This window comes from Streptomyces sp. APSN-46.1 (assembly GCF_022815725.1).
In the GTDB taxonomy this organism is placed as follows: domain Bacteria; phylum Actinomycetota; class Actinomycetes; order Streptomycetales; family Streptomycetaceae; genus Streptomyces.
Map to the genome: position 1 here is coordinate 64252 of NZ_JALGRF010000005.1, position 25131 is coordinate 89382.

The 25131-nt window shown below is 70.4% G+C and carries 26 protein-coding genes, 1 tRNA gene and 1 pseudogene; 10 read left to right on the top strand and 18 right to left on the bottom strand.

The window, feature by feature from the left end; genetic code table 11:
* Window positions 1-58 precede the first annotated feature (58 nt).
* Window positions 59-1240: an NAD(P)/FAD-dependent oxidoreductase gene (locus MTF65_RS16570; protein WP_243629478.1), complete on the top strand. Its 1182-nt coding sequence runs from the start codon at window positions 59-61 to the stop codon at window positions 1238-1240.
* A 7-nt stretch (window positions 1241-1247) separates the two neighbouring features.
* Here the strand turns inward: MTF65_RS16570 and MTF65_RS16575 are convergent, their stop codons facing one another.
* Window positions 1248-2090, bottom strand: coding sequence for a MurR/RpiR family transcriptional regulator (locus tag MTF65_RS16575; protein ID WP_243629479.1), 843 nt, complete (start codon window positions 2088-2090; stop codon window positions 1248-1250).
* Between the two features lie 155 nt (window positions 2091-2245).
* On the opposite strand from MTF65_RS16575, the gene MTF65_RS16580 reads away from it, so the two are divergent.
* Window positions 2246-2620, top strand: coding sequence for a hypothetical protein (locus tag MTF65_RS16580; RefSeq protein WP_243629480.1), 375 nt, complete (start codon window positions 2246-2248; stop codon window positions 2618-2620).
* Window positions 2621-2981: 361 nt separating this feature from the next.
* Here MTF65_RS16580 and MTF65_RS16585 read toward each other — a convergent pair whose 3' ends face one another.
* Entirely contained in the window at window positions 2982-4367 is a 1386-nt protein-coding gene (locus tag MTF65_RS16585) for a cystathionine beta-synthase (protein WP_243629724.1), read from the bottom strand.
* Window positions 4368-4501: 134 nt separating this feature from the next.
* Here MTF65_RS16585 and MTF65_RS16590 point away from each other — a divergent pair.
* From MTF65_RS16590 to MTF65_RS16600, 3 genes and pseudogenes are all read left to right on the top strand, one after another.
* A pseudogene (locus MTF65_RS16590) lies at window positions 4502-5479 on the top strand (SGNH/GDSL hydrolase family protein); the annotation flags it as partial.
* 348 nt (window positions 5480-5827) lie between these two features.
* Window positions 5828-7048, top strand: coding sequence for an acetyl-CoA C-acetyltransferase (locus tag MTF65_RS16595; RefSeq protein ID WP_243629481.1), 1221 nt, complete (start codon window positions 5828-5830; stop codon window positions 7046-7048).
* 293 nt (window positions 7049-7341) lie between these two features.
* A complete protein-coding gene (locus tag MTF65_RS16600; protein WP_243629725.1) occupies window positions 7342-8184 on the top strand; it encodes a hypothetical protein in 843 nt (280 codons plus the stop codon).
* Here the strand turns inward: MTF65_RS16600 and MTF65_RS16605 are convergent.
* The gene (locus tag MTF65_RS16605; RefSeq protein WP_243629482.1) at window positions 8168-8551 is read right to left on the bottom strand and encodes a hypothetical protein; all 384 of its coding nucleotides are present in this window, start codon (window positions 8549-8551) and stop codon (window positions 8168-8170) included. The genes MTF65_RS16600 and MTF65_RS16605 overlap by 17 nt on opposite strands.
* Before the next feature lie 106 nt (window positions 8552-8657).
* Between MTF65_RS16605 and MTF65_RS16610 the strand changes: the two genes are divergently transcribed.
* A complete protein-coding gene (locus tag MTF65_RS16610; protein ID WP_243629483.1) occupies window positions 8658-8888 on the top strand; it encodes a DUF4287 domain-containing protein in 231 nt (76 codons plus the stop codon).
* 152 nt (window positions 8889-9040) lie between these two features.
* On the opposite strand, the gene MTF65_RS16615 is transcribed toward MTF65_RS16610, so the two are convergent.
* Together MTF65_RS16615 and MTF65_RS16620 are read right to left on the bottom strand one after the other, a co-directional pair.
* Window positions 9041-9904 (bottom strand): Bax inhibitor-1/YccA family protein, encoded by an 864-nt coding sequence (locus MTF65_RS16615; protein ID WP_243629484.1) that lies wholly within the window; start codon window positions 9902-9904, stop codon window positions 9041-9043.
* A gap of 136 nt (window positions 9905-10040) precedes the next feature.
* Window positions 10041-10124: transfer RNA gene (locus MTF65_RS16620), tRNA-Leu, on the bottom strand.
* A gap of 486 nt (window positions 10125-10610) precedes the next feature.
* Between MTF65_RS16620 and MTF65_RS16625 the strand changes: the two genes are divergently transcribed.
* Together MTF65_RS16625 and MTF65_RS16630 are read left to right on the top strand one after the other, a co-directional pair.
* On the top strand, window positions 10611-11375 hold the full coding sequence (locus MTF65_RS16625) for an ABC transporter ATP-binding protein (RefSeq protein ID WP_243629726.1): 765 nt from the start codon (window positions 10611-10613) through the stop codon (window positions 11373-11375).
* Window positions 11376-11434: 59 nt separating this feature from the next.
* The gene (locus tag MTF65_RS16630) at window positions 11435-13987 is read left to right on the top strand and encodes an ABC transporter permease (RefSeq protein WP_243629485.1); all 2553 of its coding nucleotides are present in this window, start codon (window positions 11435-11437) and stop codon (window positions 13985-13987) included.
* 89 nt (window positions 13988-14076) lie between these two features.
* On the opposite strand, the gene MTF65_RS16635 is transcribed toward MTF65_RS16630, so the two are convergent.
* From MTF65_RS16635 to MTF65_RS16660, 6 genes are all read right to left on the bottom strand, one after another.
* Complete coding sequence (locus MTF65_RS16635; RefSeq protein ID WP_243629486.1) at window positions 14077-15387, bottom strand: cyclopropane-fatty-acyl-phospholipid synthase family protein; 1311 nt, start codon at window positions 15385-15387, stop codon at window positions 14077-14079.
* A gap of 134 nt (window positions 15388-15521) precedes the next feature.
* On the bottom strand, window positions 15522-16907 hold the full coding sequence (locus MTF65_RS16640; protein WP_243629487.1) for an NAD(P)/FAD-dependent oxidoreductase: 1386 nt from the start codon (window positions 16905-16907) through the stop codon (window positions 15522-15524).
* A gap of 472 nt (window positions 16908-17379) precedes the next feature.
* The gene (locus MTF65_RS16645; RefSeq protein WP_243629488.1) at window positions 17380-18222 is read right to left on the bottom strand and encodes a helix-turn-helix transcriptional regulator; all 843 of its coding nucleotides are present in this window, start codon (window positions 18220-18222) and stop codon (window positions 17380-17382) included.
* Window positions 18223-18229: 7 nt separating this feature from the next.
* Window positions 18230-18754 (bottom strand): DUF6879 family protein, encoded by a 525-nt coding sequence (locus tag MTF65_RS16650; RefSeq protein WP_243629489.1) that lies wholly within the window; start codon window positions 18752-18754, stop codon window positions 18230-18232.
* 149 nt (window positions 18755-18903) lie between these two features.
* Window positions 18904-19119 carry a DUF397 domain-containing protein gene (locus MTF65_RS16655; RefSeq protein ID WP_243629490.1) on the bottom strand — a complete coding sequence of 72 codons (216 nt, stop codon included), beginning with the start codon at window positions 19117-19119 and terminating at the stop codon, window positions 18904-18906.
* Entirely contained in the window at window positions 19116-19979 is an 864-nt protein-coding gene (locus MTF65_RS16660) for a DUF5753 domain-containing protein (RefSeq protein ID WP_243629491.1), read from the bottom strand. Before MTF65_RS16660 ends, MTF65_RS16655 begins: the two co-directional genes overlap by 4 nt.
* A gap of 246 nt (window positions 19980-20225) precedes the next feature.
* Here MTF65_RS16660 and MTF65_RS16665 point away from each other — a divergent pair, with 246 nt between their 5' ends.
* Window positions 20226-20666 carry an ATP-binding protein gene (locus MTF65_RS16665; protein ID WP_279399207.1) on the top strand — a complete coding sequence of 147 codons (441 nt, stop codon included), beginning with the start codon at window positions 20226-20228 and terminating at the stop codon, window positions 20664-20666.
* A complete protein-coding gene (locus tag MTF65_RS16670) occupies window positions 20663-21088 on the top strand; it encodes a hypothetical protein (RefSeq protein WP_243629493.1) in 426 nt (141 codons plus the stop codon). Before MTF65_RS16665 ends, MTF65_RS16670 begins: the two co-directional genes overlap by 4 nt.
* A gap of 332 nt (window positions 21089-21420) precedes the next feature.
* Here the strand turns inward: MTF65_RS16670 and MTF65_RS16675 are convergent, their stop codons facing one another.
* The 7 genes from MTF65_RS16675 to MTF65_RS16700 form a co-directional block, all read right to left on the bottom strand.
* Entirely contained in the window at window positions 21421-21831 is a 411-nt protein-coding gene (locus MTF65_RS16675) for a hypothetical protein (protein ID WP_243629494.1), read from the bottom strand.
* A 147-nt stretch (window positions 21832-21978) separates the two neighbouring features.
* Window positions 21979-22374: an Imm50 family immunity protein gene (locus MTF65_RS16680; RefSeq protein ID WP_243629495.1), complete on the bottom strand. Its 396-nt coding sequence runs from the start codon at window positions 22372-22374 to the stop codon at window positions 21979-21981.
* A 1-nt stretch (window position 22375) separates the two neighbouring features.
* Window positions 22376-22861, bottom strand: coding sequence for an immunity 50 family protein (locus MTF65_RS16685; protein WP_243629496.1), 486 nt, complete (start codon window positions 22859-22861; stop codon window positions 22376-22378).
* Complete coding sequence (locus MTF65_RS30725; protein ID WP_374207249.1) at window positions 22848-22928, bottom strand: hypothetical protein; 81 nt, start codon at window positions 22926-22928, stop codon at window positions 22848-22850. Before MTF65_RS30725 ends, MTF65_RS16685 begins: the two co-directional genes overlap by 14 nt.
* A gap of 104 nt (window positions 22929-23032) precedes the next feature.
* Window positions 23033-23974 (bottom strand): Ppx/GppA phosphatase family protein, encoded by a 942-nt coding sequence (locus MTF65_RS16690; RefSeq protein WP_243629497.1) that lies wholly within the window; start codon window positions 23972-23974, stop codon window positions 23033-23035.
* Complete coding sequence (locus tag MTF65_RS16695; RefSeq protein ID WP_243629498.1) at window positions 23971-24507, bottom strand: DUF501 domain-containing protein; 537 nt, start codon at window positions 24505-24507, stop codon at window positions 23971-23973. The genes MTF65_RS16690 and MTF65_RS16695 overlap by 4 nt, the downstream gene beginning before the upstream one ends.
* Before the next feature lie 45 nt (window positions 24508-24552).
* The gene (locus MTF65_RS16700; RefSeq protein WP_243629499.1) at window positions 24553-25041 is read right to left on the bottom strand and encodes a septum formation initiator family protein; all 489 of its coding nucleotides are present in this window, start codon (window positions 25039-25041) and stop codon (window positions 24553-24555) included.
* Window positions 25042-25131: the final 90 nt, after the last annotated feature.

The following is a 25131-nucleotide window of genomic DNA, read 5'->3' on the forward strand; positions in this document are numbered from 1 at the left end:
TCCTGAAGTCAACAGCCGTTGGCCAACGTACGTTGGCCCACCGGAGGAGGCAGCCCGCATGACCAGTACCGCCGCACTCCCGCTCCCCGCACGCACCGAGATCGCCATCGTCGGCGCCGGACCCACCGGCCTGGCGCTCGCCGTGACCCTGGCCGAGGCCGGCGTGGACTTCGTCCTCCTCGACCGCCAGGCCGAGGGCGCCAACACTCCCCCTGGCTCCGCCGGGGGGACCCCCACCCGCGCCGCCGTCGTCCACGCCCGCACCCTGGAGGTGCTCGACGAGCTCGACCCCACCGGCGCCCTCTCCGCCGAACTGATCGGCCGCGGCATCCCCGTCAGCACGTTCCGGATCCGCGACGGCGCCCGCCCGCTCGCCGAGGTCGGTTTCGAGGGCCTGCCCACCATTTACCCGTACGCGCTGATGGTCCCCCAGGACGAGACCGAGGCCGTGCTCCTCGCCCGCCTGCGCGCCCTCGGCGCCGACGTCCACCGCCCGTACGAGGTCACCGGCATCACCCAGGACCCCGACGGCGTCACCCTCACCACCGCCACGGGCCAGACCCTGCGCGCCGCCCACGCCGTCGGGGCCGACGGGATGCACAGCGCGGTCCGGGAGGCCGCCGGGATCGGCTTCACCGGCTCCGCGTACGGGGAGTCCTTCGTCCTCGCCGACGTCGTCATGGACTGGGCTCCGGGCGCCGGCGAGGTCTCGCTCGTCCTCGGCGCCACCGGGCTCACGGTGATCGCCCCGCTGCCCGCAGGGCGCTACCGGATCGTCGCGAGCGTCGCCGAGGCCCCCGCCGAGCCGGCCCTCGGCTTCATCCAGGGCCTCCTGGACGAGCGCGCGCCCGGCCAGGCCACCGTCCGCTCCCTCGCCTGGTCCTCGCGGTTCCGCATCCACCACCGGGTCGCCGACCGATACCGCGCCGGGCGGCTGCTGCTCGCCGGGGACGCCGCCCACGTGCACAGCCCGGCGGGCGGACAGGGCATGAACACCGGCATCCAGGACGGCTACGCCCTCGGCCGGGCGCTGGTCCGGGGCGACCTCGACGGCTACGAGGCCCACCGCCGGCCCGTCGCCCTGCGCGTGGTGGCCCTGACCGACCGGATGACCCGGATCGCGACCGTCCGCAACCCCGCCCTGCGCGCCGTACGCAACACCGCGCTCCCCCTCCTCGCCCGCGTCCCGGCGCTGCGCACCCGGCTCGCCACCGAGCTCGCGGAGCTCAACTACCGCTGAGACCCGGTCACTCCACGAACAACCCGCGCGCCGCGGCCCGGGCGTCGAACGCCTCCAGTCGGGCCTGCGCGTCCGGCAGCGCGTCCGCCATCGCCTCCAGCAGCACCCGGCCCAGCAGCATCGGGGCGCAGGCCGTGTCGAAGGCCAGCCCGGTCCCGACCGGCGCCGGAATCAGCAGATCCGAGTACCTGGCGACCGGGGCGAAGGCCGAGTCCGCGACCGTCACCACCGTCAGCCCGGCCGCCCGCCCGTGCTCCAGGGCCTCCGCCACCTCCCGCGGATAGCGGGGCAGCGCGAAGCACAGCAGCGCCGAGGCCCCGGCGGCCACGGCCGCGTCGATCCGGTCGGCGAGCATCGAACCGCCCTCGTCGAGGAGCCGTACGTCCGGATGCACCTTGGCGGCGAAGTACGCGAACCCGCGCGCCTGCGAGGAGGCCGCGCGCAGCCCCAGTACGGGCAGCGGGCTCGACGCGGCCAGCAGCCGCCCCGCCTCCTGCACCGGGGCCGGGTCGGCGAGCATCGCCGCCAGCCGCCGCAGGTTCTCGATCTCCCCCTGAACGGCCTGCTGGTACTCGTTGTACGAGTCCTCCTGCTCCAGGTCCGCCCGCTCGGCGGGGGCCACCTCGCGCAGGTGCCGGCGCAGCGCGGGATACCCGTCGAAGCCCAGCGCCACCGCGAAGCGGGTCACCGACGGCTGGCTCACGCCCGCCAGCTCCGCGAGCTCCACGCTCGACAGGAACGGCACGTCGGCCGCCCCGCGCACCATGCAGTGCGCGATCCGCCGCTGGGTCGGCGTCAGCCGGTGCCCCTCGAACAGCTTCTGCAGCCGCGCGGCCGGGCTGTCGCTCATCCCGTCCCCTCCGTCCCCGTCCCGGTGAATATTCACTTACGGAGCACTCTGCATGCGGTTATGCAGGACGGCAAGCGGCGGCCCGCTCCGCGAGACGCCCGAAACGGGGGCTACCCCCAGTGCGGGGGCGCTCCCCGCTCCCTACCGTGGGCGAGATGGAGCGCCAAGAGCTGAAGAAGGAACTCGACGCCACGCTGGACGCGCGGCGGGAGCTGGGTCCCGAGTACGAGTCCGCGCTGGTGGAGTCCTTCGTCGAGAAGGTAGACACCCAGGTCCGGCGCCGGCTGGCGGAGGAACGCCTCCTGTCGGCGCGCGGCGGCTCCCCGGCGGGGCCCTCGGGGGACGGGAACTTCGGCGAACGCTTCGGCTTCGCCATCATCACCCTGGTCCTGGCCATTCCGCTGTCCGCGATCGCCGCCACGCAGGCGCACCTGGCGGGTCTGCTCGTGGCCTGGGCCGGCATCGTGGGCGTGAACTTCATCCACGCCACCAAGTCGCTGCGCGGCCGAACCCGAAACCCCCGGGACTGACAGCCCCAGCCCATGGCCCGGGCCGGGAAAAAGACAGCGTGGGGACCGCCGCACCCCGGTTGCCCGGGGGCGGGACGACGGCGGTCCCCACGCAGGACACGGGCCGGGTCAGGGCCGTCCGCGTCCATGGCGTCCCACGCGGTCCGGGAGCCGCTCCGGAGTCACGCCGACGCCAGTCGGTGTCGTCGGCCGTTCCTCCCGGTTTCCCGGGCCTCCCTGCCGACAACCACCACTGTGCCGGAGCCGTGTTAAGCCGGTGCTGCCGTCACGTGTCGGGCCCGTACCTTTTGCGCGACGGCGCGATATCGGCGATACCGGCGATACCGGCGATGCCGGCCGGCCCGGCCCCACGCGGCGGACGCTACTTCGACGTCTTCGCCAGGAACGCCAGGAGGTCCTGGCGGCTCACCACGCCGGTCGGCTTGCCCTCGACCAGGACGATCGCCGCGTCGGCCTCGCCCAGCACCTTCATCAGCTCCGCCACCGGCTCGCCCGAGCCGACCTGCGGCAGCGGCGAGCTCATGTGCTTCTCCAGCGGATCGGTCAGCGCGGCCCGCTGCGCGAACAGCGCGGCGAGGAGCTCCTTCTCCACGACCGAGCCGATGACCTCGGCGGCCATCACGTCCGGGTGGCCCGCGCCGGGCTTGACGATCGGCATCTGCGAGACGCCGTACTCGCGCAGCACCTCGATGGCCTCGCCCACGGTCTCCTCGGGGTGCATGTGGACGAGGGACGGGATGCCGCCCGCCTTGTCCGCCAGCACGTCCCCGATGCGCGCCGCCGGGCCGGCCTCCTCCAGGAAGCCGTGGCCCGCCATCCACTCGTCGCTGAAGATCTTGCTGAGGTAGCCGCGGCCGCTGTCCGGCAGCAGCACGACGACCACGTCGTCCGGGCCGAGGCCCTCGGCGGCGCGCAGCGCGGCCACGACGGCCATGCCGCAGGAGCCGCCGACCAGCAGGCCCTCTTCCTTCGCCAGGCGGCGGGTCATCTGGAAGGAGTCCTTGTCGGACACCGCGATGATCTCGTCCGTCACGTTGGGGTCGTAGGCGGTGGGCCAGAAGTCCTCGCCGACGCCCTCGACGAGGTACGGGCGGCCCGAGCCGCCGGAGTAGACCGAGCCCTCGGGGTCGGCGCCGATGACCTTGACCTTCCCGCCGCTGACCTCCTTGAGGTAGTTGCCGGTGCCGGAGATCGTGCCGCCCGTGCCGACGCCCGCGACGAAGTGGGTGATCTTCCCGTCCGTCTGCTCCCACAGCTCGGGACCGGTGGTCTCGTAGTGCGAACGGGGGTTGTTCGGGTTGCTGTACTGGTCGGGCTTCCAGGCGCCCGGCGTCTCGCGCACCAGGCGGTCGGACACGTTGTAGTACGAGTCCGGGTGCTCCGGATCGACGGCGGTCGGGCAGACCACGACCTCGGCGCCGTACGCGCGCAGCACGTTGATCTTGTCGAGGGAGACCTTGTCAGGGCAGACGAAGATGCACTTGTAGCCCTTCTGCTGGGCCACGATGGCGAGTCCTACACCCGTGTTGCCGCTGGTCGGCTCCACGATGGTGCCACCGGGCTTGAGGGCTCCGCTCTGCTCGGCGGCCTCGATCATCCGGACGGCGATCCGGTCCTTCACGGATCCACCGGGATTGAAGTACTCGACCTTCGCGAGCACGGTGGCCTGAAGGCCTTCGGTCACACGGTTGAGCTTCACCAGCGGGGTGTTGCCGACGAGGCTGATCATCGAGTCGTGGAATTGCACCATGTTCTCCAAGGAGGGGACTCCACGGGTTCTCCGGGAGGTCCGGCCAGAGTATGCGGAAAGGGATTGACTGACCCGCGGTACGGGGCAGGAAGCTCATCAGGGCCAGGTACGAGAGCGAGGTGGTCTGCAGCGTGTCCAGAGCGAGAACCGCCCGCCGGATCGCGGCGGGCGCGGCGTACGGCGGTGGCGGGATCGGGCTCATCGGGGTCGCCGCGGTGGGTCTGGTGGTGGCGGAGGTGCAGTTCGCCAAGCGCACGGTGGGCACCGGCCTGCCCGATCCGCCGCGCGCGGACGGCCTGTACGGGAGCGAGTTCGGCGGACTGGAGCTGAACCCGGGCCCGCTGCGCCTGGCCATGCTGGGCGATTCCACGGCCGCCGGTCTGGGCGTGCGCCGGGCGAGGCAGACCCCGGGCGCCCTGCTGGCCTCCGGACTCGCGGCGGTGGCCGAGCGGCCGGTGGAGCTGCGGAACGTGGCCCTCTCGGGAGCCATGTCGGACGACCTCGACCGCCAGGCGGGCGTGCTCCTCGACGGTGACGCCCCGCCCCCCGATGTGGCGGTGATCATGATCGGCGCGAACGACGTGACGCGCCGGATGCCCCTGACCCAGTCGGTACGCCTGCTCGCCGCCGCCACCCGCCGGCTGCGGGACGCGGGCGCCGAGGTCGTGGTCGGCACCTGCCCCGACCTGGGCACGATCGAGCCGGTCTACCAGCCGCTGCGCTGGGTGGCCCGCCGCGTCTCGCGCCAGCTGGCCGCCGCCCAGACGGTCGGCGTGGTCGCGCTGGGCGCCCGTACCGTCTCCATGGGGGACCTGCTCGGCCCGGAGTTCGCCGCGAACCCGCGCGAGATGTTCGGCCCGGACTCCTACCACCCGTCCGCCGAGGGGTACGCGACCGCCGCCATGGCCATCCTGCCCACCGTGTGCGCCGCGCTCGGCGTCTGGCCCGAGTCCGACCGGCTGGACCACACCCGGGACGAGGACATGCTCCCCGTCGCCGAGGCGGCCTCCGCCGCCGCCGGCCAGGCGGGTACGGAGGTCACGGCCGCCCGCGCCCCCTGGGCCCTGCTCAAGCACCGCCGCAGGCGCCGGATGCCCAGCCCGCCGGAGATCGGCCAGCCGGGAGAGCCCGCGGAAGGCGGCCGGGAGGCGACCGGCGAGGCGGCGCAGGAGGCGGCCCGGGAGGCGACCGGAGAGGCGGCCGGGGAAGCGGCGCGGGAGGCGGTCCGGGAAGCGGCCCAGGAGGCGACCGGGGAAGCAGCCCGGGAAGCGGCGCGGGAGGCCGCCCGGGAGGCACCCGGGGAAGCGGCCGGGGAGGCCGGGGCCGCGTCGGCCGGGGCCACCGCGCCCCGGAAGCGACCCTCATCACACACCAAGGCCGGTGACCTCGACGGTACGGGCCGGTAACTTCGCTTGCGGTCCCGGTACGAGCCGCAACTCACCCCCTTGGAGCCCCCGATGCCCGAAGCCGTCATCGTTTCGACCGCCCGTTCGCCCATCGGGCGTGCCTTCAAGGGATCCCTCAAGGACCTCCGGCCGGACGACCTGACCGCGACGATCATCCAGGCCGCCCTCGCCAAGGTCCCCGAGCTGGACCCGCGCGACATCGACGACCTGATGCTCGGCTGCGGCCTCCCCGGCGGCGAGCAGGGCCACAACCTGGGCCGCATCGTGGCCGTGCAGATGGGCATGGACTACCTGCCGGGCAGCACGATCACCCGCTACTGCTCCTCCTCGCTCCAGACCTCCCGCATGGCCCTGCACGCCATCAAGGCGGGCGAGGGCGACGTCTTCATCTCCGCGGGCGTCGAAATGGTCTCCCGGTCCGTCAAGGGCTCCTCCGACGGCATCCCGGACACCCACAACCCGTTCTTCGCCGACGCGGAGGCCCGTACGGCCGCCGTCGCGCAGAGCGAGGGCTCGTCCTGGCACGACCCGCGCGAGGACGGCCTGGTGCCCGACGCGTACATCGCGATGGGGCAGACCGCCGAGAACCTGGCCCGCCTCAAGGGTGTGACCCGCCAGGACATGGACGAGTTCGGCGTCCGCTCGCAGAACCTCGCCGAAGAGGCCATCAAGAACGGCTTCTGGGCCCGCGAGATCACCCCGGTCACCACCCCGGACGGCACGGTCGTCTCCACCGACGACGGCCCGCGCGCCGGCGTCACCCTGGAGGGCGTCCAGGGCCTGAAGCCGGTCTTCCGCCCCGACGGCCTGGTCACGGCCGGCAACTGCTGCCCGCTCAACGACGGCGCCGCCGCGCTGGTCATCATGAGCGACACCAAGGCGCGGGAGCTGGGCCTGACCCCGCTGGCCCGGATCGTCTCCACCGGCGTCACCGCCCTCTCCCCCGAGATCATGGGCCTGGGCCCGGTCGAGGCGTCCAAGCAGGCCCTGAAGCGGGCCGGCCTGACCGTCGGCGACATCGACCTGTTCGAGATCAACGAGGCCTTCGCGGCCCAGGTCATCCCCTCCTACCGGGACCTGGAGATCCCGCTGGAGAAGCTGAACGTCAACGGCGGGGCCATCGCCGTCGGTCACCCGTTCGGGATGACCGGCGCCCGCATCACCGGCACCCTGATCAACAGCCTGCAGTTCCACGACAAGCAGTTCGGCCTGGAGACCATGTGCGTGGGCGGCGGCCAGGGCATGGCCATGGTCATCGAGCGCCTGAGCTAGCTGATCTAGTAGCGCGCCCAGTCGCCGCAAGGGATCCGGCCGGATCCCAAGCGGCGTACTGACGCCGAATCTAACCGCGTCGCGGCCGACCCGTGACCGAATCTCCCCCAGGATGTGACCTACGTCCTGGGGGATTGGCATTTATGCAGGTCAGTGGCAGTACGCGGGGTAAACGTGTGACCAAAGACCTGTCCAATTCGTGACGTAATGCACTGCACGCCATTCCCAGGTCGGGACACTCTGATGTAGGAAGTCGGGGGATCGAAACAATCAGGAGTTAGCCAGTGAGCGCCATGTCTCTTGCCCTGCTGCTGACCACGGCCGCCACCACGGCCGTGGGCGCCGCTGCGCTGCACGCCGTACACGGACTGCGCAAGCAGGTCACGGCCCTGCGCGGTGAGCTGACCGTGTCGGCGCACCCGCGCGGCGCCGCGGTCCCGCACGCCCGCAGCGCCGTGGAGTCCCCCGCCGCCGAGATACGGGCCGCCGTCGCCGAGGCCCTCGCCGAGGAGCGCGAGCGCGAGCTGGCCGAGGCGCGGGCCTTCTGGGCCGCGCAGGAGGCCCGCGACGCCGCCGACGCTTCCCCTCGCTTCGCTGGGGAGACCCCTACCTCGCTGCTGGGCGGCCTGCCCGGCCTGGGCGAGGACAGCCCGCTCTTCCTGCCCCGGCAGGCGGATCTGGTCGGCCTGGAGCCCGTGTTCGGCGAGGATCCGGCCGACGAGTACCCGAGCCACCCCGAGGATTCGGCCGAGCTGGCCGCCGCCCGCCGGCGCCACCCCTCGCACCCCGACTTCGTACCCGTCCAGGCCTCGTACCCGGGCGCCGACCACGAGCGCACGGTCAGCCGCCTGGAGGAGCTCGCGGAGGCCCGTACGGCCCTCGCGGACGTCCGCCCGGGCCCGCTGGGCACGCTGGACGTGTACGTCTTCACCGACGGCACCACGCTGTGCATGACCCCGGGCCACCGGGAGACGGCCGAGCGCCTCGCCGAGGCCCTGCGCTCGGGCACCGCGCCGGTCCTGCTGGGCGGCTCGGGCATCTCCGGCGCCTACGCGCTGACCTTCTCCTGCGGTGACTCCGAGGACCCCGACAGCAACGTCTACATCCTCGCGGACCGCGTCATCGCATCGCTCTGACTTCCGCCTGCTCCACCAGCCGCACGGCCTCGTCCAGCATCTCGGACGGGGCCTTCGCGCTGTCCCCGGCGGCGTCGGCCGCCCCGGCAGCCCCGGCGGGCCTCCGGCTCGCGTCGCGCAGTGCCTCCGCGAGGTCCTGTCCGGCCACCGCCAGTTGGTCCCCCACCACGAAGATCCCGGCTTCCGGCATCAGCCGGGGCTCGGCCGCCCCCTGAGGGTCCTCCAGCCGCTGCGCCCGCACGGACAGCTCCCGGGCCAGTTCCAGCGCCTCGGCGGCGGCCCCGCGCTGGAGCCGGCTCTGCGGCGCGGCCCGCAGGCGCTCGGCGAAACGTTCCACGACGGCGGTCAGGGGCGAAGTATCAAGCACCCGGCCGACCTTACGCGCCGCCCGGGCACCATTGCCAACGGGCGAACTCTCCGGCACGGTGGCGTGAAGAGAACAGCACAGCACGGCGATACCTCCGGAGGCGCCCATGTCCGTAGAGTTCTCCGAGCAGACCCACCGCAACATGATCGACAGAATCCCCCTGACCACCGGTCGTGAACTCTCCGACTGGCTCCGCACCGTGGACGACGGCCCCTCCCTCGTCCGGTTCGAGGAGAAGGTCAGCTGGCTGCGCGGCGCGCACCGGCTGTCGTACGGCCAGGCCAAGGCGATCATCCACGAGTACGACCTGCGCAGGGCCGCGAGAAAGTTCGGCTGAGCCCCGCCCTCGTACCGGCCCGACTCCCGACCCTGATCCATACCCCCGATCCGTGCCCCCGATCCACATTCCTCCGAAACGCGGGAAGGCCCCGCGAGCAGTCTGCTCGCGGGGCCTTCCCCACGCGTGTGGGCGGTCGTTCGCCGGTGCGGTTAGTCGTCGCCCGAGAGGATCTGGAACAGGCGCAGCAGCTCCAGGTAGATCCACACCAGGGTGATGGTGAGGCCGAAGGCCGCCAGCCAGGCCTCCTCGCGCGGGGCGCCGTACGTGAGGCCGTCCTCGACCTGCTTGAAGTCGAGGGCGAGGAAGCAGGCGCCGAGGATGACGCCGATGCACCCGAAGAGGATGCCGAGGCCGCCGCTGCGGAAGCCGAGGCCGTCACCGCCCGCGAAGACCGAGAACAGCAGGTTCGTGAGCATGAGCAGGATGAAGCCCATGGCCGCGGCCATCACGAAGCCGTAGAACCGGCGGTTGACCCGGATCCAGCGCATCTTGTACGCGAACAGCACCGCGGCGAAGACGCACATCGTGCCGAGCACGGCCTGGATCACGACGCCGGCGCCCATGTAGGTGCTCGTGGCGGCGCTGATGACACCGAGGAAGACACCCTCGAACGCCGCGTACCCGAGGATGACCGCCGGGGAGGCCTTGCGCTTGAAGGACTGGACCATCGCCAGGACGAACGCGACGAGCGCGGCGCCGACGGCGATGCCGTACGACTTGCCGACGTTCGCGGGGTCGACGGGCAGCGCGATCCAGGCGAGGGTCGCCGTCAGGATCACGGTGCCGAGCGTCATGGCCGTACGGCTCACGACGTCGTCGATCGTCATCGCGTTGCCGCGGGCCGGAGCCTGCGGCATGCCCGTGGTCAGGTCGGTCGCGTACGGGTTCGTCGCGTACGGGTTCGTCGCGGTCGCGGTCCCGGCCTGCGCCTGGTGCTGCGCGTCGAAGCCCGCGTAGCCGCCGGCGTCGCGGCTGAACCCCCGTCGCGAGAAGACCGGGTTACTGCTCCTCATCTCACTCCTCCATGGCCACCGTGCGCGGCCTTGTCACAAGAGTAATGCGCTCGCAAAGAAAGCACCCTACCGCTGGAGGAGGATCTTAGGAGAAGGCACGGCAAAGCGGCAGGGGATAAAAGGGCCGCCGCGGGAGTGCCCGGAACCGGATTTGAACCGGTACGACCTGTGTAGGCCAGCGAGGTTTAAGCTCGCCGTGTCTGCATTCCACCATCCGGGCCAAGGCCCAGCAGCCCCCGCGCAAAAAACTCTGAACGCTGTGCCGAGCCTATCCGGAACACCCGCTGCGCCAGTCGGCCGTCATTGCGATGTTGTCTGATTTTATTGGCGATTGAGGGGCCATCAGGCACAAGAAGGCGGGGTCGGGCCGCTCTGGGCGCCCTTCGCGGACGATCATCGGCCACCCGGGATTGACGGGATTTCGACGGCCCGCGCCACCTCGGCCGCCACCCCGCACGCCACCCCGGGCCACCCCCGGGCCGCCCCCGGGCCGCCCCCGGCCGCAAAGGGCCGCGACGGACCGCCACTCAGGGGCCGTGTCATACCAAAGGAGGAGGCGGACGGCCCCCCGATCAGACTCCAGTGGGCCGGAGAACGGGCACCTCGGCTGATCCCGAGCGGGGGTGGGCGCGGTGAGGATGGAAACGTCCCGCAAGTCCGCAGTCCGCTGACGCCCCGCTCGACAGGAGTCCCCCCTGTGACCACCATGAACTACGCCCCGCACACGGCCCAGGCCGTGGCCGCCCGCGCCACGCAGCTGTCGAAGGTGTACGGCCAGGGCGAAACCCAGGTGGTCGCCCTGGACAACGTCTCCGTCGACTTCGCCCAGGGGCAGTTCACGGCGATCATGGGTCCCTCGGGCTCCGGCAAGTCCACGCTGATGCACTGCGTCGCCGGTCTGGACACCTTCTCCGCCGGCTCCGTCCGCCTCGGCGAGACCGAGCTCGGCACCCTCAAGGACAAGCAGCTGACCCAGCTGCGCCGGGACAAGATCGGTTTCATCTTCCAGGCCTTCAACCTGCTGCCGACCCTGACGGCCCTGGAGAACATCACGCTCCCCATGGACATCGCCGGCCGCAAGCCCGACAAGCAGTGGCTGGACGACGTGATCCGCATGGTCGGCCTCTCCGACCGCCTCAGCCACCGCCCGACGCAGCTCTCCGGCGGCCAGCAGCAGCGCGTGGCCGTGGCCCGCGCCCTGGCCTCCCGCCCCGAGATCATCTTCGGCGACGAGCCCACCGGCAACCTCGACTCCCGCTCCGGCGCCGAGGTCCTCGGCTTCCTGCGCAACTCCGTCCGCGAGCTCGGCCAGACCGTCGTGATGGTCACCCACGACCCGGTCGCCGCCTCCTACGCGGACCGCGTCATCTTCCTCGCCGACGGCCGCATCGTCGACGAGATGCCGAACCCCACCGCCGACGGCGTGCTCGACCGTATGAAGGCCTTCGACGCCAAGGGCCGCACCAGCTGACCCGGGATCCGCATCCCCCGCCCTCCTCCAGACCTCCAGCCCCAGGACTGAGATCCCCCATGTTCCGTACCGCCCTGCGCAACGTCCTCGCGCACAAGGCCAGGCTCCTGATGACGGTCCTCGCCGTCACCCTCGGCGTCGCCTTCGTCTCCGGCACCCTCGTCTTCACCGACACCCTGGAGAAGTCGCTCTCCGGCCAGTCCGCCAAGAGCTACGAGGGAGTGGCCGTCTCCGTCACCTCGTACGGCCAGGGCCGCGACGAGAACGGGCAGAAGGAGGGCGAGCCCGGCATCAGCCAGCAGACCCTCGACAAGGTCAAGGCCCTCGGCGGTGTCGACTCCGTCTCCGGCCGCGTCTCCGGCTTCGCCGGCGTGGGTGACGAGAACGGCAAGCTGATCGGCTCCGGCTGGTCCAACAAGGGCTCCAACTACACCCCCGTCAAGGACGGCAAGGACCCGCGCTACGCCTTCACCCAGGGCGCCGGCCCGGCCAAGGCCGACGAGATCGCGCTCGACAAGGCGACCGCGGACGCGGGCGGCTACCGGATCGGCGACAAGGTCCGCGTCGCCACCAACGGCCCCGTCAAGGAGTACTCGCTCGCCGGCGTCTTCACCACCGAGGACGGCGCCGTCCAGGCCGGCGGCAGCCTCGTCCTCTTCGACACCAAGGTCGCCCAGGAGCTCTACCTCAAGCCCGGCTACTTCCAGGAGCTGTCGGTCGCCGCCAAGGGCGGCGCCTCCGCCGACCAGCTGCTGGGCGAGATCAAGCCGCTGCTCGACGACAAGAACACCAAGGCGCAGACCGGCGCGGCGCTCGCCAAGGAGCAGGCGAAGGACATCGAGGAGGGCATGGGCAACATGAGCACCATGCTGCTCGTCTTCGCCGGCATCGCGCTCTTCGTCGGCGTCTTCCTGATCTACAACACCTTCACCATGCTGGTCACCCAGCGCACCAAGGAGCTGGCCCTGCTGCGCGCCGTCGGCGCCAACCGCGGCCAGGTCATGCGCTCGGTCCTCACCGAGGCCCTGGTCGTCGGCGCCGTGTCCGCCGCCCTCGGCATGATCAGCGGCGTCGGCCTGGCGATCGGCATCCGCTCCCTGATCGGCTCCTTCGGCGCCAAGCTGCCGGGCGGCGGTCTCGTGATCGCCCCGGGCACCGTCATCGCGGCCCTGGTCATCGGCATCCTGGTCACCACGGTGGCCGCGGTGCTGCCCGCCTGGCGCACGGGCCGGATCGCCCCGGTCGCCGCCATGGGCAGCGCCCACCTGCCGGCCGACGCGAAGTCCCTGCTCCTGCGCAACATCATCGGCTCCGTCATCAGCGTCCTCGGCATCGGCCTGGTCGGGCTCGGCGTGTCCATGGGCGGCGGCGACGGCCGCATGGCCATCGGTGCGGGAGCGTTCTTCATGCTCATCGGCATGATCGTGCTGCTGCCGCTGCTCTCCAAGCCGGTCATCGCGGCCGTCCGCCCCGCACTGCAGAAGGTGTTCGGGGTCCCCGGCAAGCTGGCCGCGCAGAACGCCGTCCGCAACCCGCGCCGCACCGCCGTCACCGCCGCCTCCCTGGCGATCGGCCTGACGCTGGTCACCACCCTGTCGGTGCTCGGCATCACCATGGGCAAGGTCGTCGACCGCATGAGCACCGAGAAGCTCAAGGCGGACTACAAGGTCTCCATGTCCGGCGACATGGGCAGCCTGGACAAGTCGGTGGCCGAGACCCTGGCCAAGGCCCCCGGCATCAAGGCGGTCTCCCCGCAGGCCGACGGCTACTTCAAGGTCGGCGACGACTTCCGGTCCGCCTCCGGCGTCACCCCGGCCGCCATCGGCCAGCTGCTCAACATCGAGGTCCTCAGCGGTTCGCTGGACGCTCTCGGCAAGGGCGAGCTGGCTGTCGCCGAGAAGACCGCCAAGAAGCAGAACCTCACCGTCGGCTCCGCGCTTCAGGTCCAGTACGACGACGGGCAGAAGGGCACCCTGAAGGTCGGCGCGGTCTACAAGGACATGGAGGGCCTGCTCTCCCCGTACGTCATCGACAACAAGATCCTCAGCGAGCACAGCGAGGAGCAGTACATCCGCGAGGTGTACGTCAACGTCGACGGCGGGTCCACCGAGGCCGGCCAGCAGAAGGTCGTCGACGCCCTGGGCAAGAACCCGGCCATCACCGTCGCCACCCAGCAGGACATGCGCGACGAGATGGGCGGCATCATCAACACGATGCTGAACATCATGTACGGCCTGCTCGGCATGGCCCTGATCATCTCGGTGCTCGGCGTCGTCAACACCCTGGCGATGTCCGTCTTCGAGCGGACCCAGGAGATCGGCATGCTGCGGGCGATCGGTCTCGACCGGAGCCGGGTCAAGAACATGATCCGCCTGGAAGCCGTGGTGATCTCGCTCTTCGGCGCGGTCCTGGGCGTCGCCATCGGCGTCTTCCTCGCCTGGGCCGTCGGTACCACGCTCGCGAAGTCGGTTCCCGACTACGAGCTGGTCCTGCCGTACGACCGGATCGGCATCTTCCTCCTGCTGGCCGCCGTGGTCGGCGTCCTGGCCGCCCTGTGGCCCGCCCGCAGCGCCGCCCGCCTGAACATGCTGACGGCGATCAAAACGGAGTAGGCAGCGGCAGGCAGGGACACAGCAGGACCCCGGGGCACACGCCCCGGGGTCCTGCTGTGTCTGCACCTCTCTCACCGTCCCGTCCGGGGCTACCCGCCCCAGGTGCGCGAGCGCAGCGGCAGGCCCGACTCCCCCTCCGGCGCGGACCGCACCGCGAGCACCTGGTTGACCCCGAGCCGGCCCCGCTCGAAGCCGAGCGCGCAGGCCGCCATGTACAGCAGCCACACCCTGGCCCGCCCGGGCGAGGTCAGCCGTACCGCCTCCTCCCAGTGCCGCTCCAGCCGCGCCACCCAGGCCCGCAGGGTGAGCGCGTAGTGCTCGCGCAGCGCCTCCACGTCGCGGACCTCGAACCCGGCCCGTTCCAGTTCGCCGACGGTGCTGCCGAGCGGGGAGAGCTCGCCGTCGGGGAAGACGTACGCGTCGATGAACTCGTCGACGTGGTACGCCGCTTCGTCGGGCTCGGGGGGCCGCGCGATCTGGTGGTTCAGCAGCCTGCCGCCGGGGCGCAGCAGGGCGTGCAGGGTGCGGGCGTAGTCGCGGTAGCGCGCCGCGCCGACGTGTTCGGCCATGCCGATGGAGGAAATGGCGTCGTACGGACCGTCCTTGACGTCCCGGTAGTCCTGAACCCGGATCTCGACCAGGTCCGCCAGCCCCTCCTCGGCGACCCGCTTGCGGGCGTACACGGCCTGCTCGCGCGAGAGCGTGATCCCGGTGACGCGGACGCCGTACTCGCGGGCGGCGTGCAGGGCCATGGAACCCCAGCCGCAGCCGACGTCCAGGAGCCGGGCTCCCGGCCGCAGGTTCAGTTTCCGGCAGACCAGGTCGAGTTTGTCCCGCTGGGCGTCCTCCAGGGTGCCGCCGGGGCTCCAGTAGGCGCAGGAGTACACCATGGAGGGGCCGAGGACGTGCTCGTAGAACTCGTTGCCCACGTCGTAGTGGTGGCTGATCGCCTGCCGGTCGCGGCCCTTGGTGTGCGGGGATCCGCCGCGCCGGACGGCCTCTTCGGGCGGCGGCGGGGGCGGCGTCCAGGGCCGGGCCAGCGCGATCAGCTCCCGTACGGCGGCCCGTGCGCGCGGCTCCCGCAGCAACGCGAGGGTGCCGGCGGCGGGCCGGGCGGGCTCGGCGGCGGGCTCCCGCTCCCAGAGCAGCCCGGCCACCCGGTCCAGCAGCTCGAAGAGGTCACCCTCGACGGTCAGGTCACCGGCGACCCAGGCACGGGCCAGCCCCAGCTCGCCGGGTTTCCACAGCATGCGGCGCAGGGCGCGCCGGTGGGTCAGCACCAGGGTGGGGCCCGTGGGCGGGCCGGCCTCACTTCCGTCCCAGGCCCGTATGCGGACGGGCAGGGGGGCGCCCAGCAAGGTTTCGGCAAGGGCGGCCAGCCGCGGCGCGGCGTCGGTCATCGTAGGCACCTCCAGAAAGCTCCGACCGAACGGCCTACCCATTCCTGAGCCCGGACATGCCGAAGGGGCCGCCCGCACCACGGATGGCGGACGGCCCCTTCGGGGACGTGCTGGGTGTTCCGGTCAGTTCCGGGTCAGGAGGCCTTGGCCTTCTGGGCCGGGGTGGCGGCGGCGGCCGGAGCCGGCGCCGGCTTGGCGGCCTCGTAGAACTCCTCGCGCGGGGTCTCCAGCGCACCGAGGGAGACGACCTCGCGCTTGAGGAAGCTGCCGAGGGTCCAGTCGGCGAAGACGCGGATCTTGCGGTTCCAGGTCGGCATGGCCATGCCGTGGTAGCCACGGTGCATGTACCAGGCGAGACGGCCCTTGAGCTTGATCTTCATCTTGCCCATGACGATCATCGCCACGCCCTTGTGGAGGCCGAGGCCCGCCACCGCACCCTTGTTGGAGTGGCTGTACTCCTTCTGCGGGAAGCCCCGCAGGCCGGAGACCACGTTGTCGCCGAGGACCTTGGCCTGGCGCAGCGCGTGCTGGGCGTTCGGCGGGCACCAGGCGTTCTCCACGCCGGCCTTGCGGGAGGCGACGTCGGGAACCTGGGCGTTGTCGCCGGCGGTCCAGATGTAGTCCGTGCCCTTGACCTGGAGGGTCGGCTCGGCGTCCACGTGGCCGCGCGGGCCGAGCGGCAGGCCGAAGCGGGCCAGCGCCGGGTTGGGCTTGACGCCGGCGGTCCACACGATGGTGTTGGAGTCGACCTCAAGGCCGTTCTTCAGCACCACGTGGCCGTCCACGCAGGAGTCCATGGAGGTGTTGAGGTAGATCTCGATGCCGCGGGACTCGAGGTGCTCCTTGCCCCAGGTGCCGAGCTTGGGCCCGACCTCGGGGAGGATTTTGTCGGCCGCGTCGACCAGGATGAAGCGCATGTCCTCGCGCTTGATCGTGGAGTAGTACTTCGCGGCGTCGCGGGCCATGTCCTCGACCTCGCCGATGGTCTCCGCACCGGCGAAGCCGCCGCCGACGAAGACGAAGGTGAGGGCCTTGCGGCGGACGTTCTCGTCCGTCGTGGACTCGGCCTTGTCGAGCTGCTCCAGCACGTGGTTGCGCAGGCCGATGCCCTCTTCGACGCCCTTCATACCGATGCCCTGTTCGGCGAGGCCGGGGATCGGGAAGGTGCGGGAGACGGCGCCGAGCGCGATCACCAGGTAGTCGAAGGGCAGCTCGTACGCCTCGCCGACGAGCGGCGTGACGACGGCGACCTTGCGGTCCTGGTCGATGGTGGTGACCCGGCCGGTGAGAACCTCAGCCTTGGGCAGCACGCGTCGCAGCGGGACGACGACGTGCCGAGGCGAGATGCTGCCTGCGGCCACTTCGGGGAGGAAGGGCTGGTAGGTCATGTACGAGCGCGGGTCGACGACCGTGACGGTCGCCTCGCCGTAGCGCATCTTCTTCATGATGCGCTTGGCTGCGTACAGGCCTACGTACCCACCTCCTACAACGAGGATCCTGGGACGCTCCGTGGTGCTCATGCAACGAGTATCCAGCACCCTCAGGGGTGACGCTCGTGAGCCCCTTCACAAGGAGTCGGGGTGCCTCTGCTACACTCCGCCGCCCACGTGACCGAGGTCATGGCGCGAAACGGGAACCAAGGTGTAACGGGAGTCGTTGTTCACCCGCCCTGAACTGGCCACACAGGCCGGAACCGGAGTAGACCACCGGCTTCGTGGATACCTACCGACGCCGCCGACCGAGCTCCGCGATTCGCACGAACGCCCGCACAAAAGGCGCCCGAGAGCACCCGGGGACCTCCGAAAGTCCCCCGTGTTGACCCTCCAGCCATCTTTTCCTTGTGAAGAACTTCACGAAGTTTCTCCGGATCATGGGACCAAAGCCCCCTCCAGGCCCCCCTGCACCCCTCCCCACCCGCCCGACCAGGCACTTCCGCCCGGGCATCGGGGCATCCGGCGCGAGTACCGCGCGGACACCCGTACCGGTGGCTGATCAGTCGTCGAGACGTTCAAGGGCACGCGCGATCAGCGCGCGCGCCGGTGTTCCGTACACCGCCGAGCGCTTGAGCAGGTCGAACGCCCGTGCGTACAGAGCGATCTCGCGCGGTTGGGTGACCGAGAACTCGGCGGAGTAGGTCTCCACGAGCACGAGCTTGTCGTCGAACATCGAGAAGGAGTTGCCCGGCCAGATGTGCATGGGTGCGGATCGGGGCACGAACCCAAGGCTCAGCCGATGCAGCGACATGACCGCGAGCAGTCGGTCAAGCTGACCCCGCATGACTTCGGGGCCACCGAAGTTCGTGTAGAGCGCCTGCTCGGCAAGCAGCACGTTGAAGATCCGGTTGCCCTTATAGAGGTACTGCTGCCGTTCCATGCGCTTGGCCACGGCGGCGTCCGTGTCGTCCGGGATGTCGTAGAAGTCGATGACCTGCCGAAACGTCTCCGCGGCGTATGCGGCGGTCTGGATGGTTCCCCACACGAGGGTGGGATGCCAGATCCGGAACACGCGGGTCTTTTCATAGACCGGCATGGCCTTGCGCTGCCTCGGCTCGGCGCCCGCATGCAGCTGTCGCCGCCATTCGAGCCAGAGCTCTTCGATGTGGCGGACCGTGGCGATCAGGTCGTCGGTCTGATCGTCGGCATCGGTGTGCCGGCACCAGGCCCTGATGTCGTCCTCACTGGCGTTCTGCTTGCCGTTCTCGATCCGGGAGACCTTCGATTCCTGCCACCCGGTGACGGCGGCGAACGCCCGTCCGCTCCGGAATCCCGCGTCCTTGCGGAATCCGCGCAGCCGGGCGCCCAGCGCCTCCCGGGCCTCTTGTGCTCGGTTGCTCACGGATAGATCAGAGCTTGTACTCGACGTGAGGTACTGCGAGTCCCCACAGCCGATCCCGCACCCGGACGCACTCGGAAACGATCTGTGGGTCTTCGATCAGCTGCGAGCCGAGTACGCGCCCGTCCGGGTCGAAGTGCCCAACCGCGAGCAGGCGGTCGTCATAGAGCCACCAGTCATTCCGATCGAGGGGGAACGTGAGGTCGGACGGTAGCCGGTGGCGCGGTAGCCACCGGATGTCTTCACCGGCTTCCATGTTCAGGCAGGTGAGCGAGTGCTCCCACCCGACGTACTGACTGTGGGGTTCGGTCACGACGCGCACGCGCCGAACCGCCTTCCCCTCGCTGGTGATGCGCTTCATGAGCGTCATCCACGGATCGAGCCATGCGAAGTCGTCCGGCTCGCCGCGCTGCCAGCGCGCGTACGGCGTGTCCTCCACAGGAGAGCCGTAGTCGTCCCGAAGCTCCAAGTGGAAAGCGTCGCTCTCAAAGCTCTCGAACAGCCTGTCACGCGCGGCGCTGGTGATCAGCTCCACTGTTCCCCTCCAGCAGGGCCGTGATCGAGGTCGCAGGGACCTCGATGCAGGTCTCGTAGTCGGGCATTCGCATCTGGCTCAGATGAGGGCGCCCCCTAGTCCGGCCACACGGCCGGACAGGGGGCGCGCTCGCGGTCCGATCGACCGGGCTACAGCGCGCCGTGCTTGACGCCCTCGACGAGACCGCCGAAGGCGGCGTACGAGAGCAGCAGGGCGGGCCCGGCCGGCTGCTTGCTGTCCCGCACGGCGAGGATCCGCTCGCCGGCGTCGACGATGCCGCACTCGACGCACTGTGCGCCTGTGTCACTGCGCGACGACTTCCACCAGGTCACGGGGAGCATGGACGCGTCGTCAATGTGGCTCATAGGGCTTTCCTTATCTCTGTGATCATTTCCGCCGACCCCTCGACCGACTCGGCAGCAGCGGCCAGCCGCTGCGCGGCATCTCGGTACATGGCGACCTGCTCGCGCCGCTCGACGTACAGCGCAGCCGTGAGCGCCTCCGTATGGACGACGTCGAGGTCGTCGTGATCACCGAACCCCAGGATGGAGAACGACCCGAGAAGACCAACGTGTGGCGGCGCCTCCGACGGCAGGACCTGAATGTCGATGTTCGGGCGCTTCCCCATCGTCAGCAGGCGGCCGAGCTGCTCATCCATCACGGAGGGGTCTCCGGTTTTCGCGCGGAGGGCGCCCTCGGCGATAACGGCCCAGAGCTTCAACGGATCTTCACGGGTGAGCACGGCTTGCCGCGCCAAGCGGACCTCCACGAGGGCATCAACCTTGGCCTCGACGCCCTCTGACATGGCGGTCGCCTTGATGACCTCCCGGGCGTACTCCGCCGTGTGAAGCAGTCCGGGAACCGCGCCGAGTTGCCACGTCTTGACGGAGGTTGCCTCAGCCTCAAGGGAAATCAGATCTTCGTAGACCGGGGTCAGCACACCGCGATACGAGTGCCACCAGCCCCGCTGCCCGCCCTCTTTGGTCAGCGTCAACAGCGCAGCACGCAGTTCGTCGTCGATCTCTCGACCCAACTCCGCGTACAGGCTGAGCAGTTCGTCGATGTCCTGCTGCTTGGCCGCGACTTTCGCCGTCTCCAGGCGGCTCAGCTTGTGCGTGCCGAAGCGTCCTCCGGACTTCTCGGCGACGTCGTCGAGGGTGAGAGACCCGCGCAGATCTCGCAGCTTCCCGCCGAGCCTGCGCCGGCGCACCGTGGGCGCACTCACTGGTTCCCCTCCCCGCTCACCATATGGCCGACAGTCTGCCGTGCGCCGTTAACGGATGTCACCTTCCCCATGGCCATCCCACCCCCACCACCACTGGAGGTGCAATTTTGCATTCACTCCCGCTAGGGATTGCCACGGACAGCACGGAGGGAGCAACCTAGCGTCACGAAGTTGGAGTTAGCTCCGCTGACGCGACGTCATGTCGCGCTGCTGCGGCATGCCTTGAAAGGGGATCGCATGGTGCCCATGCGCCCGCAAGGACTGAACCTGCCGAGTGGCCCGCCCATTGGGCCGCCCCCGCAGTTGCTCATAGACAGCTCGCCCGAGCTGGTGCACGCAGCCCGATCCTGGGCACGGGAGTCCGTCATCCACGAAGTCCCCGCCGTACCCGAGGAACACGTGAGCGATGTGGCCCTCATCGTCTCCGAGCTCGTCACCAACTCTGTGCGCTACGGCACTGAACCAGGCGACTCCCTGCGCATCGTCCTCGACGCCTGCCCCGGCCGAACGCTCATCGAGGTACACGACCCGTGCCGCCGCACTCCGAAGCGCAAGCCCGGATCCGACGTACGCGCCCGGGGGCGCGGACTGATCATCGTCGAAGCCCTCGCCGCCAGGTGGGGAACCGACGAGCGGCCCATGGGCAAATCGGTGTGGGCGGAGCTGCTTTGGCAGGTGGCGGAGTGACCCTCGCTCTGCCACGGGCGGTCACACCTGGACCGGAGTTCCTCAGCGGGGTGACCGTCTCCTACGCCCTGGGGCGCAGCGGCAACCCGTACGCGATGATGTGCCACCCCGAGGCCCACCGGAGCGAGCGCTACCTGTACGGGATCGCCGCCGGGCTCGGCCTGCGCGCGGGGAACGCCTACCCGCGCACCACGCACGTCCTCTACTACGTACAGGACGTCTGGGCCCTCGACTACGGACACCCGGACACTCTCCTGCGCCTCCCCGCACCGCCGCACGGCTGGGCCCTGCGCGCCCAGAGAATCCGCGGCGCTCACATCGGCGTAAGCCTCGACCCGCTCCTGCCCGCATTCCGCCCCGGCCGCCGCGTACTCACCGGCACGGTCGGCTACCGCGCGGACGCCCGCATCGGCCTGCTATGACCAGCCACACGAAAGGCCACGATGGACGCCGCCACCGCCACCGCCCCTGGTCACCCCATGACCGCGGGTGTCGTGGCAGGCCGACAGCCTGGACCTGGGCGTCGGTGAGCCCGAGCGTAACGCGCGGGGACTGCCACGCGCAGGCCCTCCGCCGTCCGGGCGTGCGGGTCGATATCCACGACCATCAGCGGGAAATAGGTGCCGCGCAGCCAGCTCAAGGTCCACCATGAGCCGCCCAACGTCTCCGGCCGGTACCGCCGGGCGGCAGCGCGAATGGACGCCATAGGCTGGGCTTCATGTCAGGCCTTGCCGGTCGACACTCTTCTCCCGGCTCAGCGCCAGATGTTGGTGTCCACGATCTCGCCGGTCTCCAGGTCGATGCGGCCCTGGAAGTCACCCGCGTTGCGCGTGACCATGATCATGAGCGGCCGCCCGTCCTGCGGTACCGCGAGGTAGAAACCGTGTACGTCACTCAGGGTCGGCAGCAGGTCGCGCGGCGGATGCAGCCGAAATCGCTCCGAGCCGTCGGCCCGGAAGACCACCGCATTGTCCGACGGGGTGAACGGTGCGCTGTTGACGGCTTCCACCACCACTACGAGCGTCTCGTCGTACTCCCGCCACGCCATGACGTCCTGCGGCGGACGCTCGTACACCTTCTCGGCGGTCCCCACCGGGCCACTCCAGCGGACCGTGGTGTCGCCCGGGGCCCAGGTAACCACGACGCCGGGATCTGCTTCTGTCACTTGGGGATCTCCGTGGGTGGGCCGACTGGGATCAGCCTGGCTCGGTCTTCGAAGTTCATGCTCCAACTGTGTCCCCCGCCGCCGGGAATCTCGTTGGCACTGATGGTGACGACCTCGCCCGGTCCAATGCCTTCTGGAGCTCTGCTGCTACAGCGCCCCCTGCAGGTAAACCCGAGTGTGTGAGACCTGCGAGGAGGAGGCGGCGAAGGTGATAGACCGGGTGTCGCTGTTCACCGAAACCCGGAGGCCGTCCGGCGTATCGCCTCCGGTGATCTGAACCGCGCGCTCCGCCTCCGCGTGGATGCCGGACAGCCGGAGGTCGGTCACTCCGGTGAACTCGATCCAGAAGCACAAGGTGTTGTACGCCTTCTCCGACCACTCCGGCTTCGGGTGCGGCGGTAGTTGCTGGGTCTCGAAGCCGAAGGTCACCGAGGCGCCGCGCTCGTCGACGTGGACGTGGAAGAAGTCGCAGCTGTCTAGGTCGGGCACCGGCGCCGTGCCGTACAAGGCCCGCAGCTCCGACCAGTCGCTTGATTCAGTCATCTCACACACGCTCGTAGAAGGTGTTCACGTACGTCGGGGGAACCGTCGGATAGAGCTTGCTCTCGAGCCCACGGCTGAAGTGGTGCGGGCCGCTGTCGCCGCCGTCCGGGTCCAGCTTGAACACGCTGATCCTTCCTGCCTTGACCGACGCGTTCGCCGTGAACGAAACAGCGACGCCGGGTGCCGTCACTTGCACGGCCAGCCGGTGCAACGGAAGCGCGCGTAGTGTGATGTCCGCCGTGACCGGCGGCTGCCAGCCCTCCATCAGGAAGTCCTGAACCATGTAGAACTGGATTTGGCACTGCATGGTGTCTCCCGGCATGCCGTCCCACCGATCCGGGAATCTCGGGAGGTCGAGCCGCAAGGTGACTGTCGGGTCGAAGCCGTCCAGGTGTACCGACCGCAGCCGGACACCCATCAGGTCGGGAACCTCGTCGTAGTACGTCGCGAAGGCCTGCGCATTCACGACAAAGTCACTCCAGGTCATAGTAGTAATGCTCCTCTGCGCCCTCGATCTGCCCGTTCCGGGGGTTGTCCCCGGGCCGGACGTGCACGTGCAGTGGCTGGTACCCGGGTTCGCCCGGTTTCTGGTGACCGAACCAGTGGTCGCCACCCAGCCAGAGCGGGCCCCGGTCACCGACCGGGGCCCCGCTCAGTCTCAGGCGATGGACCAGGCGATGCCGTCCAGGATGTCGTGTTCCGAGACGACGACCTCCGAGGCGCCGATGCGGTCCATGATGGCCAGGAGGACCAGGGCGCCCGCGCCGATCACGTCCACGCGGCCCGGGTGCATCACCGGGATCGCCGCGCGTTCGGCGTGGGTCGTCGTCAGCATGTGCTCGCTGATCTCGCGGACCTTCTCGTACGGGATCCGGGAGTGGTGGATCGCCGACGAGTCGTACGCGGGCAGGCCGAGGGCGATGCCGGCGACCGTGGTCACCGAGCCGGCCAGGCCCACCAGGGTGCGGGCCTCGGCCAGTGGGACCGTTTCGGCGGCCAGGTCCAGGGCCGCCTCGATGTCGGCCCGTATGGCGGCGATCTGCCCGGGAGTCGGCGGGTCGGTGACGGCGCCGTCGACCACCAGGTGGCGTTCGGTCATCCGGACGCAGCCGATGTCGACCGAGCGGGCCGCGCGGACGTGCTCCTCGCCGACCACGAACTCGGTCGAGCCGCCGCCGATGTCCACCACCAGGAACGGCCGCTCCAGGTGGTCATGGGCGGTGAGCTCGCGCGTGGCGCCGGTGAAGGAGAACTCCGCCTCCTGGTCGCCGGTGATCACCTCGGGCTCGACGCCCAGGATGTCCAGGACGCCCTGGACGAAGTCGGCGCGGTTCTCAGCGTCCCGGGAGGCCGAGGTCGCCACGAAGCGGATCTTCTCCGCACCGAGCTCCTTGATGACCGCCGCGTACTCGCGGCAGGCCGCGAAGGTGCGCTCCAGGGCCTCCGGGGCGAGCCTGCCGGTCTTGTCCACGCCCTGGCCGAGCCGGACGATGGTCATCCGCCGGTCCAGCTCGATCAGGTCGCCGGTCGCTGGGTCGCAGTCCGCGACGAGGAGGCGGATCGAGTTCGTGCCGCAGTCGATTCCGGCGACCCTCGTCACTCCGACTCCTTCTTCTCCGCGCACGGCGTGACGCAGGCGCCCTTGGCCCACCACTCGGGCAGCATCGCGAGCGCCTCGTCGCCGAACGGGTTCACGCCCGGGCCGGCGGCCAGCGAGTGGCCGACGAGCACGTGCAGGCACTTCACCCGGTCCGGCATGCCGCCGGCGCTCGGGAAGCCCTGGAGCACCTCGATGGCGTCCCGGCGCCGGATGTAGTCCTCGTGCGCGGCCTGGTAGGCGGCGGCGAGCTCCGGGTCCTCGGCGAGCCGGGCCTGCATCTCCTTCATCACGCCGTTGGCCTCCAGCGTGCCGATGGCGGAGGCCGCGCGCGGGCACGTCAGGTAGTACAGCGTGGGGAACGGCGTGCCGTCGGGCAGCCGCGGGGCGGTCTCGACGACGTCCGGCTGGCCGCAGGGGCAGCGGTGCGCGATGGCGCGGAGCCCGCGCGGCGGGCGGCCGAGCTGCTGCTCGAACGCCTCGATGTCCGCGTCGGTCGGCTCGGTCCGGTCGGTCTGGGGCGGTGGCGTCTGCATGCCTGGGGGATGTCTCTTCGTTATGGGTGAATGGGTCTGGTTCCGTCAGTCGCCCGGGCGGTCGGCCTTGTCGACCCCGTCCCAGACGTTCGAGTACCAGGGGCGGTCGGACGCGGCCTGTCCGGTACGGTGCCGCTCCGCGGCCTCGGCCTCGGGGTCCTTCATGATGTAGCCGATCTCCCCCGGCCGGAGGAAGTGCAGGTGCTTGCGCGCCTGCTGCTCGGCGTACGCCGGGTCCTGCCAGCGGGCCTTCTCGTCGCGGAGTTCGTCGAGGCGCTTGCGCGCGTCGTCGGCGTCCCGCTGCTGCTCCGCGATCTCCGCGCGCTGGGACACGTACTGACGCATCGGATACGCGAGGGCGACGACCAGGGTACAGAGGACGAGCACCAGGAGCGCGGCCCGGCCGGTGAGCCGGCTGCGGCGGACCTGGCGGCGCGACTGCGAGCGGTAGACGTGGGCGGCGGTGCGCTCGCCCAGCTGCTTGAGCCTGGTCGCGGTGGAGAAGGTGGAGAACCGGTCCCGGTTCCCGGCCATTGGTCCGCCTCCCCTGTGTACGCAACTACGCAATACGTCCCCGCACACGGTACGGGACCGAGTGCGGGGACGTACGGAAGCGAGGCGTGA